Source organism: Paraburkholderia sp. BL6665CI2N2 (assembly GCF_004366535.1).
Taxonomy (GTDB): domain Bacteria; phylum Pseudomonadota; class Gammaproteobacteria; order Burkholderiales; family Burkholderiaceae; genus Paraburkholderia.
On sequence record NZ_SORC01000001.1, the window covers coordinates 2,263,334 to 2,276,215 of the forward strand.

Below are 12,882 nucleotides of genomic sequence, written 5' to 3' on the forward strand. Positions count from 1 at the left end.
GGCCTTTATACCGGAGACCGGCCGCGTTTGCACGCCTACACTCGCTTCCATTCTTTCAAAGACTGGAGGGCAATGACATGCGAGCGAACAGGTTCTCCCCGATTCCGTCGATCGAATCGAAATGCGCGGCGCGACGATCCGCAAGGGCACGGTAGGCGCTTTCCTCGCCAACGCGCGGGTCTGGACCGATCCGCAAGCCAGTGAACAGGCATGCGCCGAAGCCGAGGCCGACATGCTCGACGCACTGCCCGCGCTGCGCGCGATCGGCTTGTTCGACGTGCTCGGCATTCGCGATGTCGCGTTGCGCGATTGGGTCCACGCGCACTGAGCGACGCCTCGCGGCAATCACACAACAAGGAGTCACCATGAAAGCAGCAGTCGTAAACGCAGCGGGCCAAGCGCCCGTGTATGCCGATTTCGAAGTGCCCGTTGCAGCGCCCGGTCAATGCGTCGTCGACGTGACGGCGTCCGCCCTGAGTCACGTGACGCGGGCGAGGGCAGAGGGTTCACACTATTCGTCGACGGGGAGCTTTCCGTTCGTTGCGGGCGTCGACGGTACCGGGCGCCGGGAAGACGGACAGCGTGTCTACTTCTTCAAGCCGCAAACGCCATTCGGCGCCATGGCCGAGCACAGTCTCGTGTCGGCCACGCATTGCATCGCGTTGCCCGACGCGCTCGACGATATCACCGCTGCCGCCATCGCGATTCCTGGCATGTCGTCGTGGGCGGCGCTCATCGAACGGGCGCGCTTCGTGGCCGGCGAGACGGTGTTCATCAACGGAGCAACGGGTACGTCGGGGCGACTGGCTGTGCAGATCGCGAAGCATCTCGGAGCAGGGCGCGTCATCGCAACCGGCGCAATGCCGCAGCGCTCGAATCGCTGGCGCTTGCCGGTGCCGATAGCACGATCTCCCTGGCGCAGGACGAGAGCGGTCTCACGCGCGCATTCGAAAATATCTTTCGCAACGGCGTGGACGTGGTGCTCGATTATCTCTGGGGCGCGAGCGCTCAGTCGTTGCTTATCGCGGCAGCAAAGGCTTCACCGGACGACTATCCGGTGCGCTTCGTTCAGATCGGTTCCGTGAGCGGCGCGGATATCCAGTTGCCAGGCGCGGTGCTCCGTTCAGCGGCCATCACGCTGATGGGCAGCGGTATCGGCAGTATTCCTTTCGCGCGTCTGCTCGACACGATGAACGCCGTATTCAATGCCGCCGTGCCCGCCGGATTGCGGGTCGCAACCCAAGCCATCCCGCTCGCGGCGTTGAGCTCGCATTGGGAAAACGCGAGCAGCGCGACGCGCACGGTGTTCATTCCTGCGCCATAAGGTCGTCATGCCTGGAGCACTCTGAAGATCGACTGCGAAGGCGTCGTCATCTTGCCGGTGAAAATGCCGACGCTGTTCACCTCTACTTTCGAACGAGATATCCGCCTGCACCGGCGCGACCTCAGGGAATTACCTGAGACGCGAAAGCCATGGTTTTCGTCTACCTTGTCCGATACCGAATCGGTTTGCCGTGAATACCGGGTGTGCAAGGAGCTCCAATGACTGCTCTGGACCAGATTGACACCATCGTGATCGTCATGATGGAAAACCGTTCCTTCGATCATGCCCTCGGCTATCTGAGCCTGAACGGCGGCCAGGTCAACGGCCTTTCCGCGGATCCGGCGTGGCAGGCGAACTTCATTAACGTATACAACGGCAAGCAATATCCCATCCATGCATTAGATCCGGCCGGCCCTGCCATCTCGGATCCGCCTCACGACCGCGCCCCGATCGCCACGCAGATCAACACGCCGTGCGCGGCGGGTGGATGCCCGGAACTCGGCGGATTCGTGCAGAGCTATGCGACCCGCAAGCCGGCAGCGTCGAATCTGGCCGACGTGATGGGTTATTACGACGCTCGCACCGTGCCCACCTTCGACTTTCTCGCGAAGCACTTCACGGTGTGCGACAACTGGTTTGCTCCATTGCCCTCGGGAACTCAGGCGAATCGCCTGATGGCGATGGCGGGGACCAGCCTCATCAGCGACAACGTGCAAGGCGTGAGCTTTCTGCCCGATCAGCCACTTGCCTACGATTGGCTCCGTCAGCGCGGCATACCCTGGTGTGTCTATCAATCGGGGAGCTTCTTTCCGTTTTTCAGCCTGATGAAGGAGTGGCTACCGGAAATCCTGCTGTCCTTGACCCTGCCGCTCAACGATGCCGGCGGCAACTTCCGGCGGTATTCGAGGTTTTCCCGTGACTGGCAGGGCAACAGCATTCTGCCGAAAGTGATCTTCATCGAACCGGAATATACCGACGGTCCTCATCACACTGCTAACGACGATCATTGTCCAACGGGAATGGCGGGAGGTCAGGCGTTCATTGCCGATATCTACCGGACCTTGATTTCGAATCCGACCCGATGGAAAGAGACGCTGTTGATCGTGACGTACGACGAGCACGGCGGATTCTTCGATCATGTGGCGCCCTTGGACATTGCGGCCGACATCGCGGGATATTCTTTCAAGACCACCGGTCTGCGCGTGCCGGCTTTTCTGGTGTCGCCGTATGTCACGCCGGGGAGCGTGTTCTCGGGAAAACTCGACCACACTGCGGTGCTGCAGATGCTTGCGGAGAAGTTCGACTCGCAGAAGCAGTATTCCACGGCGGTCAGCACTCGCAATGCGCAGCTCGATCCACTGGCGAGCGCGCTGAATAGTCAGCCCGTCGTTCAACCTCCGCCTGCGCTGGCGGGCGCGCCGATACAGACCGCGGCGGCCGCGTTCAACGGCCCGGTGCAAGCGGGCGTGTCGGATACGACGCAGGCTTTTCACAATGTCGCGCTGCAGGTGGCAAGGGATCACCCGCAGTTGCTGAGCTCGCCGCAGTGGACGGGACTGGCGGAGTATCTCTCCGTGTATGGGAAGCATTGAGGGAGAGCGCGTGCGAGAACGGAACGCTTTCTACTAGCCGGCGAGCTTCGAGCTTTGTTGTCGCAGGCCCTCAAAGATTCTGTCCGACACATCGTCTGGAAATGCGGACGGCAACCGCGCGCCAAAATAGCCTGTAAATGGCAAATACAGTAAATAGACTGTTAAGCCGCTACGAGCGCCAGAAGACCCTCATCACGCGTGTAACTCCGCCAACCTGCAATGGCGCTGCCGCCGCAGATTTTCTTGAAGCCCTCGGGGACATCGCTTGCCAGTCGCGCGAGCATTTTTTTCATTGCGCGTTTCCGTGAATAGATGCATGTACATCAACCGCTACGCATCCCCGATGCGGTGATGTTTTCCGATCGCGGCGCTCCGGGCCTTGTAGACGCTTCCAGACCGCCGACCAGAAGTCCGCCGGAAAGGGTGTTCGGGCAGCGAGAAAAGCGCTGGCACGGCGCATGCGCATCGGCAGAAGGCATCTCGCCTTAACGCACGCCAGAGCTTTGCTCTGAGACAGCGCAAGTGACATCCGCATCCGCACCGCGATCGTCCTGCCTGCACTTACATCCTCGCAAACCCAAGGTCGTCTTTTCCGGATCAGCCGATCCATGGAGGACACCTGTCTGAATGATTGGAGATGATATGTTTGTGCACAATAAACGACTGCAATACACCGTTCGGGTTGCCACGCCAAATCCCGGTCTCGCGAACCTGCTGCTCGAACAATTTGGTGGACCCCAGGGAGAACTTGCCGCGGCCTGCCGGTACTTCACGCAGGCCGTCGCCGAGGACGATCCGGGCCGGCGCGACATGCTCTTCGACATCGCAACGGAGGAGTTGAGCCACCTCGAGGTGATCGGCTCAATAGTCGCCATGCTTAACAAGGGGGCGAAAGGCCAGCTCGCCGAGGGTGTCGAGCAGGAGGCGGAACTTTACCGCTCATTGACCGGCGGTGGGAACGACTCGCACACCACCGCGCTTCTGTATGGCGGCGGCCCTGCGCTGACAAACTCGGCCGGCGTGCCCTGGACCGCGGCCTATATCGATACGATCGGCGAGCCGACCGCTGATCTGCGATCCAACATCGCTGCGGAGGCGCGCGCAAAGATCGTGTACGAACGGCTGATCAATGTTACCGACGACCCGGGTATCAAAGAGGCGCTCGGGTTCCTGATGACGCGTGAAATCGCGCATCAGAAGTCGTTTGAAAAGGCGCTGCATTCCATTCAGCCCAATTTCCCGCAGGGCAAGGTGCCCGGCAATCCGGAATTCACGAACGTCTACTACAACATGTCCTCTGGCGAGGACGTTCGCGGGCCGTGGAACGAGGGTCCGGAATGGGAGTTCGTTGAAGATCCGCAACCGGCAGTTGATGGGGGCGACGGCCTCGCGACCGTGCAGGTGTCGGAAGAAGACATCGCGGTGCTGCAAAGCATGGCTTCGCGCACTGCGTCCGACGTCACTGCCGACCCGACGACCGGCGCTGATCTCGGATCCGGCCAGCCTGGCGCTGTTACGGCCGGCTAAGCAGCGGTTTAGGCCGGGCAACGGTGCGGGCATCGGCACGACGGTGCCTGTACCTCTGCGGGATTATTTTCGCAGCACGAGGCAGCGGCCGATCCACGATCAAGGACCTATCGGCACGGATAGCGGCGTTCGGTCAGGTCGCGGGTGGGACGGCCACCCCGCGCACGAGCCGCACACCGGTGCCGTCCTCTGCGCCGTGCGGGCACAGCCGTTGCGCGGTGACAGACTCCACTCACCCTATTAGGAGGCCACCATGGCACAGCGCAAAACCATCGACGATCTGTTTATTCACATGCTTTCCGATATCTATAGTGCGGAGAAGCAGTTGACCAAGGCCCTCGCGAAGCTGTCACGCGCCGCTTCCGATCCGCAGTTGAGCGAAGCATTCAAGATTCACCTTGAAGAAACGCAAGGGCAGGTGGAACGGATCGATCAGGTTGTCGAGACATGCAACATCCGTTTGAAGAGAATGAAGTGTGTCGCAATGGAAGGACTGATCGAGGAAGGTCAGGAGTTGATCGACGAAATCGAAAAGGGGCCGGTCCTGGACGCGGGGCTTGTGGCTGCGGCGCAGAAGGTCGAGCACTATGAAATCGCTGCATACGGCAGCCTTTGCGCTATCGGTAAGCAACTTGGTTTCGCCGAAGGGGTGAAGTTGCTGCAGGCAACGCTTGAGGAAGAAAAGGCAACCGATCTGAAGTTGGGTGAGTTTGCCGAAAGGGCGGGTAACGCGAAGGCCTCGCAGCAGGACGGCGATGACGAAACGACCCGAAAGAGCGGCAGCAGATCAAAGGCCGGTCAGGCGAAAGCTGAACAGGCCTGAACGAACGGCCGCCGCTGTCTCAGACTGCGGAGCGCGCAGGCGCTCCGCAGAATGCGGCTCCGAATGCCGACACGCGAAAGAGGCGGGCGATGCGTTACCGATCGACCCGTCCACCAAAAAACCAACCCAATAGAGGAGTGCGTTCATGCCGCCAGACCAGACTGACCTGCGCGGGGCGGACGATCGCCCCGTCGCGGCTGAGAGATCGTCGGTGCCCGACGCGCAGGAGGCGGGGGCGGATTCGCCGCATCTGGACGAGGGGCAGCAGGATCAGGCAGCGGATCACGCGTCGCCTCATGCATTGGTGCTTCACGAGATTGTTCGGGAAGAAGGGGAGGCGGCGCTCGCTCGGACAGTTGGCGCGCTGGCCTGGTCGTCGCTCGCCGCAGGGTTGTCGATGGGATTCTCTTTTCTAATACCGGCGGTGCTCGAGGCCCAACTGCCAGAGGCACACTGGCGCTCACTCGTCTCCAGTTTTGGATACACCGTTGGATTTGTGCTGGTCATCATGGGACGTCAGCAGTTATTCACGGAAAGCACGTTGACAGTCGTACTGCCGGTGCTCACCCGCCGCGACGCAAGCACAGTTCGGAAAGCGTTACGCCTGTGGGCCGTTGTACTGCTGTGCAACCTCGTCGGCACATGGATATTCGCAGCCATGCTGCGCATTCCAGGAGTCTTCTCCGCCGACGTAATTGACTCGCTGCGCCGGATATCGATCGACGCAATGGCTTCATCAACGCCCATGCCCACGGTGGTTCGTGCGCTCCTGGCCGGCTGGCTGATTGCGCTGATGGTCTGGCTGCTGCCCAGTGCGCGATCCGGCCGCCTGCTGACGGTGCTGCTGATCACGTACGTCGTCGGGGTAACGCATCTCTCGCACATTATCGCCGGTTCAACCGAAATTGCTTATGCCTGGCTTGCGGGCATCGCGTCGCCGGCGGACTACTTCGCCAAGTTTCTGTTGCCGACTCTTGCCGGCAACGTGATAGGCGGCACCTCCCTGGTTGCGCTTCTCAACCATGCAGCGATCGCGCCCGAGATGAGCTAGAACCGATGAAGCGACGGCCGCGGCGTCGTGAACGCATCGAACGATCACTCAGAAGCGCGCTGGTTCTACCTGACTTTTTCTGAAAGGAGCCTCACGATGAGAGCACTTCGCTGGCATGGCAAGCACGACATCCGTTGCGATACGGTCCCTGATCCTGTCATTGAAGAGGGCCGCGATGCGATTATCAAGGTATCGAGTTGCGCGATCTGCGGTTCCGATCTGCATCTGTTCGATGGGTTTATGCCGACGATGGAAAGCGGCGACATCATGGGCCACGAATTCATGGGGGAGGTCGTGGAGGTTGGCAAGGACAACGCAAAGCTGAAGGTTGGCGATCGTGTCGTTGTTCCCTTTACCATCTTTTGCGGCGAGTGCGATCAATGCAAACGCGGCAACTTTTCCGTGTGTGAGCGTAGCAATCGCAATAAGGAAAAAGCCGATAAGGTCTTCGGCCACACCACTGCCGGACTTTTCGGCTACTCGCATCTGACCGGCGGCTATCCCGGCGGGCAGGCGGAATATGTTCGAGTTCCGATGGCGGACACGACGCATGTCAGGATTCCGGAGGGACTCACCGACGAGCAGGTCCTTTTTCTCGGTGACATTTTCCCGACCGGTTGGCAGGCAGCGGTGAACTGCGACATCCAGCCTGACGACACCGTTGCCATCTGGGGCGCGGGACCGGTCGGGCAGATGGCGATTCGTAGCGCGATTCTGCTGGGTGCAAAGCAGGTGGTCGTGATCGACCGTGTGCCTGAGCGACTCGCCATGGCGCAAGCGAGCGGGGCAGTCACGATCAACTTCGATCAGGAAAGCGTCCTTGATCGCCTCAAGGACCTCACGCAGGGAAAAGGTCCGGAAAAATGCATCGACGCGGTCGGCATGGAATCGCATGCTACGCGCTCGTTCGACGCCGTGTACGACAGGGTCAAGCAGGCGGTGATGCTGGAGACAGATCGCCCGCATGTGCTGCGTGAAATGATTTACGTGTGCCGCTCAGCAGGCACGCTCTCGGTGCCGGGCGTGTATGGCGGACTGATCGACAAGATCCCGTTCGGCGCGTCGATGAACAAGGGGCTGACCTGGAAGATGGGGCAGACCCACGTCAACCGATGGACCGATGATCTGCTCAAACGCATACAGGACGGACAGATCGATCCTTCGTTTGTCATCACCCACACAGTGTCGCTGGAAGAGGGGCCGGGCATGTACAGGACGTTCCGCGACAAGGAGGACGGTTGCATCAAGGTGGTACTCAAACCTTAACTGCAAGCCGGCAGCATGCGCGACCGGTGCGCTAAGCAATGCGACCTAATGGGGCCCGCCATGTGGAGCAGCTTTGTCCTCGTCGAATGACAGGAGGCGTTCGATAAGATCGGTCGCGAGATGAACGAAGCATCCCGAACGCCACCCAAGGGACGCTACCTGTAGCTGACAACGCGCGCATGGTAACCTCCCCGACGGCGGGGTCTGCCGTGCGCAATCACTGCCTCGGCATCGACCCGTTTGCCCCGCAACCAGCCGCTGGGGCTCCGCCGCCCGGCGCAGAGACTCGACATGAAATCAGGCAAATCATCCAGACAACCGCCGCCGGGCAAGCGCGATATCGAGGCGATGTCTGCGTTCCGGTACGACCTGCGCAAGTTCCTGCGTGCTTCCGAAGAAATCGCCAATGCCGCGGGCATCACGACACTCCAGTATCAGTTGCTGCTGCACGTGTACGGCTTTCCTGACCGGCAATGGGCGACCGTTGGCGAACTCGCGGAGCGGTTGCAGGCGGCGCCGAACGGCACCGCGGCGCTCGTCTCGCGTTGCGAATCGGCGGGGCTCGTAATGCGCAAACCGGATCCCGCCGACCGTCGCCAGGTGCAGATCCGCCTCACACCCAAGGGCGAAAAGTTTTTGCTGGAGCTGGCGGCTGAGCACAAGGCGCTCTATGGGGCGTTCGGCTGGATTTTCGGCAACATGGGTAGCTAGTTGGCAGCAGCGGGCCAAGTTCTGCGGGGCGCCCAAGGCAATTTATGTCACAATCTGCCTTAAATGTCATTTTCCCGGCGGCTCCGTGCAACTTCTCTCGTTTATCGACCGGCGCGCAATCCTGCGTAGCCGGCGGCGTTGGCTGTATTTCGGCTTGTTCTGGCTGGGCGCCGTCATAACGGGGCTCGCGGCCGTCTCGTACGCGCGGCTCATCGACTTCGGCTACGACATCTTTTTGCGAATGATCGCGCACAACTGGTGGCTGCCGCTGCTCGTCACGCCGGCGATCGCCGCTTTTAGCGTCTGGGCCACACGCCGCTGGTTCCCCGGTTCGGAGGGCAGCGGTATTCCGCAGGTCATCGCGACGCTACACGATGTACGCACACGCGGCCCGCGTCTACTTACGCTGCGCATCCTTATCGGTAAAATTGCCCTCTCATTCCTTGTGATCCTCGGTGGCTTCACAATCGGCCGCGAAGGACCGACTATTCACGTCGGCGCGGCGCTGATGTTTAGCCTTCGGCGTTTCTACCCGGCACGGCTGCGCAGCATTTACGGCGTCGGTCTCGAACGCAAGCTCGCGCTCGCGGGCGCGGCCGCGGGGCTGTCCGCCGCGTTCAATGCGCCGCTCGCAGGCGTCGTCTTCGCCATCGAGGAACTCACGCGCAGCTTCGAAGCACGAACCAGCGGCGTCATTATCACGGCGATTATTTTCGCGGGCGTCGTCTCGCTGGCGCTTCAGGGCAACTACGTGTATTTCGGCACGATCGCCATCGGGAGCAAACTACCCGATCTGCTGGCCGTCGCGGTCATTCTGGTTGGTGTGATCACCGGCGTGGGAGGCGGCGTGTTCTGCTGGCTACTGCTCAATACCGAACGATGGATGCCCGCCTGGTTATGCACGCTGCGAAAGGTCCATCCTGTGGCGTTCGGCGCAGTTTGCGGCCTCTTCATTGCCGCAATCGGCGTGGCCAGCGGCGGTCATCTCTTTGGCAGCGGCTACGCGGAAGCTCGCGGAATGCTCGAAGGCCGTTTGCAACTCGGCGCGGCCTATCCGGCCCTGAAAATGGCGTCGATGGTGGGCTCGTATCTGCCGGGCACGCCGGGCGGCCTTTTCGCGCCGTCACTGGCCATCGGCGCGGGGATCGGCAACGCATTGCACATCGTGTTCGGACAAATGCAATTGCCGATGTTGATCGCGCTCGGTATGGTTGGTTATCTCGCCGCCGTCACCCAGAGTCCGATCACGGCGTTCGTCATTGTCATCGAAATGATCGACGGGCACGCGCTGGTGATTTCACTGATGGCGACGGCACTGGTGTCGAGTCAGGTGTCGAAACTCTTTGCGCCTCCGCTCTACGAAGCGTTGGCGCACCGGTATCTCCGTCATTGATGGACACGCGGCAAGCGGGCAGGAAAATTCGTTGATCGGAGGCAGAGTGGGGGCCGGGTAAATCGGTGTCCAGCGTTCTTCATCGTCATGTCAGTCAGCTACCGACGTTCCGGTGTGCCAGCCGGAATGCGCGCGGCGTCACGCCGGTATATCGATGAAACACGTCGGTGAAATGCTGCTGAGTCTGAAACCCGGCGCGCGCGCCAACGTCGACGAGGGGAATGGTCTCCTCGCACAACATCGTCCTGGCAAATTTCACTCGTTCGAGTGTCACGTACAGATGGGGCGGGTTGCCTGTCGCCGTTTTGAAACCGCGTGCAAAGTTTGATGCGCTCATGTTCACCAGAACTGCGAGTTGCTCGACCAGAATGGTTTCGGCGATGTTCTCATGAACGAAGGCTTGAATGCGAGTCAGCATCTGACGCGTAAGCGGCATGTCCGGTTCGACCGCGCCCGCGCAGTGCCCGTAGCGCAGCGCGATGTGCACCGAGATGACATCGGCAAAGGCGTCGGCGCAGGCAGCGTCGATGAGATCCGCGTTATGCAAAGCACCCAATGTGTCCGCGGCCTCGCGCAGGAACGGATCCCAGGACTTGGACCATTTCGGAACCGCGCCAAACGCTTCTTGCGAGACTTGCCCAAGAACGCCCGGTTTGAGTGCGATAACCCATCCCCTGGGATCGTTGTCAGCAACGGCGGCCAATTGCACCCCGGCAGGAATAACCGCGACAAATGGTGCACTTATCAGGATCGATTGACTCATTCCGCCCTCGTCGCAGCCCGCAGCCTGCACAACAGTGCCACCCGTCGGTATAACGAGCCGAAATCCCTGCACCGAGTGCAGCCCGCCATGGGTGAAAACGACGTTCATCGGTTGGCAGCGTAACTTGTGATCCGGGGTCGATCCCATTGCTTACTCCATAATGAGCGGACGTTTTCTTCTTGCATCGTCGCATACCTGACTTTACGTCGATTTCAAGGCGGCTTAAGGCAGATTCGTAATACGCTCCAACCGCGCCTACCGATCATCGCGATCCCGACCGCGTATGCGGGCTCAAGAATGACATCGATGTATGGCCTGACCGAGGGCTGTCTGAAAGGTATGGGACGCGGCGGCATGTGTTACCGAAGACGATGATCTGCGACCCCGAGCTGTGACGTGAATTACCGCCGGCTTGCGGCACGACGAATGGTCACGCGGTGGCGCACTAATCGGCGGACCGCCCATTGGAACGAGCATGCCGCGCCAAATGAATCGATCCCGCACGACGCGAGACATATATCAGTGATGCTCGCTGTTGTAGTCGGACCTTGCCTTGGGTGTCGCGCGTACCTTTGCGTATTGAAACTCGGGCAGCGCCTTGATCGCATCTTTCGTCGCACCGGCAAGCACCAGTTTGCCATTGTTGAAATCGAGTTGCTCGATCGGAATGGCCACGTCGTGATGCGACACCCCCAGAAACTGGTTTGCGGCGACGATTGCAAACGATACCGACCGGTCGGGTGCCACGATAATGTCATGAATGACGCCGACTCGCTCACCCTTCTCGTTGAAGACCGGCTTGTCCATGACCGACTTTCTCACGCTCCAGCCTGCCACAATCGCGGCCGACTCTTCCACGCTGACGCCGAGCGGCTGGGTGCCGGCCACCTGGGCGTTCGCCACTAGCGGGAGTGCGAGCGACGACGCGAGCAGCCATACAAGCAGATTTGTTTTCATGAGATTCCCTTCGTTATCGTGCCGACGGTGCGACACCGGGCCAGCAATGATCACGCTAATGCCGGACCGTGCGCGGCATAAGTTCATGTTAGAACTCCTCACGGCGAGCGTTTTATAAAAAAACGGTGATGGATCGGTTTATTTTGGTGCATCTGCGACGCCGACTGGATGCCACTCAGCACGCGCGGCGAATCAACGCAGAATTGCGAAAGACATGGCAGAAACGCGAAAGAATCGCCGATGCGTGGAGCGTAGACTGAAGTCCATCACCTGACGGCACAGCCCGGAGTCCCACATGGATGAACTGCTTGGACGCGCCTGGTGGATGCTCATTCTGCGCGGCACGGTCGCGCTGCTGTTCGGCACTCTGGCGCTATTCTGGCCCGGTCTCACGCTGCTGCTGCTCATCACCCTTTTTAGCGCCTACGCAATCGTCGGCGGCATTGTCGCGATTGTGGCGGCCATCCGCTACCGCGCGACGCACAGCGGCTGGTGGGTGCCCTTGCTGCTCGGCATCTGCAGTATCGGCGCGGGTGTGATTGCCGCGCTGGTGCCGGGCATTACGGCGCTCGTGCTGGTCGCCGTCATCGGCGCAAACGCAATTATCACCGGCGTATTCGATCTGATCGCAGCAACGCGGTTGCATAAGCGCCTGCGCAATGCGTGGATGCTGGTGCTAACCGGAGTGCTATCCGTGCTGTTCGGCATCCTCGTGCTGCTCTTTCCCGGCGCCGGCGCACTAGCGCTCGTCTGGCTGATCGGCGTGTATGCGTTGTTCACGGGCGCGCTGCTGTTCGTACTCGGCATCACTGCGCGCGCCTGGCACCATGACGGTCTGGCCGGCGAGCCACACGCGCCATTGCATCCGTAAGCGCACCGTTCGTGGGAATGCGCGATCACCTTGCGCAGATCGGCTATGACCCCGAATTCGGCGCGCGGATGCTCAAGCGCAAGATCCGTCTTGAAGTGGAATCGCAACTCGCCGATGCGCTGTTGCGAGGCGACGTGCGCGACGGCGACAAGGTCACAATGGTCTACGACTCAGGTACGCACTCTGTGCGTGTGCAGAAAGGCGCGACGCCCACAGAAGCGCCCAACATGCGTCGAAGCCGGCACCGGCGCATGCGTGACGCCGGCATGCTCAGGAACGCGACGCCGCTCGCACGTGCGGGCTACGTCGCCGTTACGATTCGAGTTCACCTGCGATGATCTCGTCGCGATAACACCAGATCCACGTTTCGCCGGGTTCGATTGAACGTACCAGCGGGTGGCCTGTCGCGTGAAAATGTTTGCTTGCATGCCGGTTGGGCGACGAATCGCAACAGCCGACGTGGCCGCACGAAAGACAAAGCCGCAAATGTACCCACGGCTGGCCAAGCTTCACGCAGTCCTCGCAATAGTCGATGGATGTGTGGAGAATGCGGGCCTCGCCCAGGTGCGTGCAACCAGGGGTCATGACGGTACTCCTCGGACAG

Annotated in this window: 14 protein-coding genes and 1 pseudogene; 11 read left to right on the top strand and 4 right to left on the bottom strand. The window is 60.7% G+C overall.

What is annotated here, in order from left to right:
* Positions 1-121: 121 nt before the first annotated feature.
* From B0G81_RS10145 to B0G81_RS10155, 3 genes and pseudogenes are all read left to right on the top strand, one after another.
* Complete coding sequence (locus B0G81_RS10145; protein WP_134134956.1) at positions 122-328, top strand: hypothetical protein; 207 nt, start codon at positions 122-124, stop codon at positions 326-328.
* Positions 329-365: 37 nt separating this feature from the next.
* Positions 366-1,324 (top strand): annotated as a pseudogene (locus B0G81_RS10150) (zinc-binding alcohol dehydrogenase family protein).
* Positions 1,325-1,542: 218 nt separating this feature from the next.
* The gene (locus B0G81_RS10155; RefSeq protein WP_134134958.1) at positions 1,543-2,916 is read left to right on the top strand and encodes an alkaline phosphatase family protein; all 1,374 of its coding nucleotides are present in this window, start codon (positions 1,543-1,545) and stop codon (positions 2,914-2,916) included.
* A 161-nt stretch (positions 2,917-3,077) separates the two neighbouring features.
* On the opposite strand, the gene B0G81_RS45350 is transcribed toward B0G81_RS10155, so the two are convergent.
* Positions 3,078-3,209: a hypothetical protein gene (locus B0G81_RS45350; RefSeq protein ID WP_279590464.1), complete on the bottom strand. Its 132-nt coding sequence runs from the start codon at positions 3,207-3,209 to the stop codon at positions 3,078-3,080.
* 349 nt (positions 3,210-3,558) lie between these two features.
* Between B0G81_RS45350 and B0G81_RS10160 the strand changes: the two genes are divergently transcribed.
* From B0G81_RS10160 to B0G81_RS10185, 6 genes are all read left to right on the top strand, one after another.
* The gene (locus B0G81_RS10160) at positions 3,559-4,443 is read left to right on the top strand and encodes a manganese catalase family protein (protein ID WP_134134960.1); all 885 of its coding nucleotides are present in this window, start codon (positions 3,559-3,561) and stop codon (positions 4,441-4,443) included.
* 253 nt (positions 4,444-4,696) lie between these two features.
* Positions 4,697-5,266, top strand: coding sequence for a ferritin-like domain-containing protein (locus tag B0G81_RS10165; protein WP_116144827.1), 570 nt, complete (start codon positions 4,697-4,699; stop codon positions 5,264-5,266).
* Between the two features lie 145 nt (positions 5,267-5,411).
* Entirely contained in the window at positions 5,412-6,317 is a 906-nt protein-coding gene (locus B0G81_RS10170; protein WP_134134962.1) for a formate/nitrite transporter family protein, read from the top strand.
* A 96-nt stretch (positions 6,318-6,413) separates the two neighbouring features.
* Positions 6,414-7,583 carry a zinc-dependent alcohol dehydrogenase gene (locus B0G81_RS10175; protein ID WP_134134964.1) on the top strand — a complete coding sequence of 390 codons (1,170 nt, stop codon included), beginning with the start codon at positions 6,414-6,416 and terminating at the stop codon, positions 7,581-7,583.
* A gap of 291 nt (positions 7,584-7,874) precedes the next feature.
* The gene (locus B0G81_RS10180; RefSeq protein WP_134134966.1) at positions 7,875-8,294 is read left to right on the top strand and encodes a MarR family winged helix-turn-helix transcriptional regulator; all 420 of its coding nucleotides are present in this window, start codon (positions 7,875-7,877) and stop codon (positions 8,292-8,294) included.
* 85 nt (positions 8,295-8,379) lie between these two features.
* A complete protein-coding gene (locus B0G81_RS10185; RefSeq protein WP_134134968.1) occupies positions 8,380-9,687 on the top strand; it encodes a chloride channel protein in 1,308 nt (435 codons plus the stop codon).
* A 94-nt stretch (positions 9,688-9,781) separates the two neighbouring features.
* Here the strand turns inward: B0G81_RS10185 and B0G81_RS10190 are convergent, their stop codons facing one another.
* On the bottom strand, positions 9,782-10,597 hold the full coding sequence (locus tag B0G81_RS10190) for an AraC family transcriptional regulator (protein ID WP_243856405.1): 816 nt from the start codon (positions 10,595-10,597) through the stop codon (positions 9,782-9,784).
* 372 nt (positions 10,598-10,969) lie between these two features.
* Positions 10,970-11,407 carry a PRC-barrel domain-containing protein gene (locus B0G81_RS10195; RefSeq protein ID WP_134134970.1) on the bottom strand — a complete coding sequence of 146 codons (438 nt, stop codon included), beginning with the start codon at positions 11,405-11,407 and terminating at the stop codon, positions 10,970-10,972.
* 295 nt (positions 11,408-11,702) lie between these two features.
* Between B0G81_RS10195 and B0G81_RS10200 the strand changes: the two genes are divergently transcribed.
* The gene (locus B0G81_RS10200) at positions 11,703-12,278 is read left to right on the top strand and encodes an HdeD family acid-resistance protein (protein WP_134134972.1); all 576 of its coding nucleotides are present in this window, start codon (positions 11,703-11,705) and stop codon (positions 12,276-12,278) included.
* A gap of 17 nt (positions 12,279-12,295) precedes the next feature.
* Complete coding sequence (locus B0G81_RS10205) at positions 12,296-12,616, top strand: hypothetical protein (RefSeq protein WP_243856406.1); 321 nt, start codon at positions 12,296-12,298, stop codon at positions 12,614-12,616.
* On the opposite strand, the gene B0G81_RS10210 is transcribed toward B0G81_RS10205, so the two are convergent.
* On the bottom strand, positions 12,591-12,863 hold the full coding sequence (locus tag B0G81_RS10210) for a UBP-type zinc finger domain-containing protein (protein WP_116121649.1): 273 nt from the start codon (positions 12,861-12,863) through the stop codon (positions 12,591-12,593). The genes B0G81_RS10205 and B0G81_RS10210 overlap by 26 nt on opposite strands.
* Positions 12,864-12,882 lie beyond the last annotated feature (19 nt).

Bases quoted from the DNA above. Each gene is read 5' to 3' on its own strand.
- B0G81_RS10145 (WP_134134956.1), top strand. From the start codon at position 122: ATGCGCGGCGCGACGATCCGCAAGGGCACGGTAGGCGCTTTCCTCGCC.
- B0G81_RS10155 (WP_134134958.1), top strand. From the start codon at position 1,543: ATGACTGCTCTGGACCAGATTGACACCATCGTGATCGTCATGATGGAA.
- B0G81_RS45350 (WP_279590464.1), bottom strand. From the start codon at position 3,209: ATGAAAAAAATGCTCGCGCGACTGGCAAGCGATGTCCCCGAGGGCTTC.
- B0G81_RS10160 (WP_134134960.1), top strand. From the start codon at position 3,559: ATGTTTGTGCACAATAAACGACTGCAATACACCGTTCGGGTTGCCACG.
- B0G81_RS10165 (WP_116144827.1), top strand. From the start codon at position 4,697: ATGGCACAGCGCAAAACCATCGACGATCTGTTTATTCACATGCTTTCC.
- B0G81_RS10170 (WP_134134962.1), top strand. From the start codon at position 5,412: ATGCCGCCAGACCAGACTGACCTGCGCGGGGCGGACGATCGCCCCGTC.
- B0G81_RS10175 (WP_134134964.1), top strand. From the start codon at position 6,414: ATGAGAGCACTTCGCTGGCATGGCAAGCACGACATCCGTTGCGATACG.
- B0G81_RS10180 (WP_134134966.1), top strand. From the start codon at position 7,875: ATGAAATCAGGCAAATCATCCAGACAACCGCCGCCGGGCAAGCGCGAT.
- B0G81_RS10190 (WP_243856405.1), bottom strand. From the start codon at position 10,597: ATGGGATCGACCCCGGATCACAAGTTACGCTGCCAACCGATGAACGTC.
- B0G81_RS10195 (WP_134134970.1), bottom strand. From the start codon at position 11,407: ATGAAAACAAATCTGCTTGTATGGCTGCTCGCGTCGTCGCTCGCACTC.
- B0G81_RS10200 (WP_134134972.1), top strand. From the start codon at position 11,703: ATGGATGAACTGCTTGGACGCGCCTGGTGGATGCTCATTCTGCGCGGC.
- B0G81_RS10205 (WP_243856406.1), top strand. From the start codon at position 12,296: ATGCGCGATCACCTTGCGCAGATCGGCTATGACCCCGAATTCGGCGCG.
- B0G81_RS10210 (WP_116121649.1), bottom strand. From the start codon at position 12,863: ATGACCCCTGGTTGCACGCACCTGGGCGAGGCCCGCATTCTCCACACA.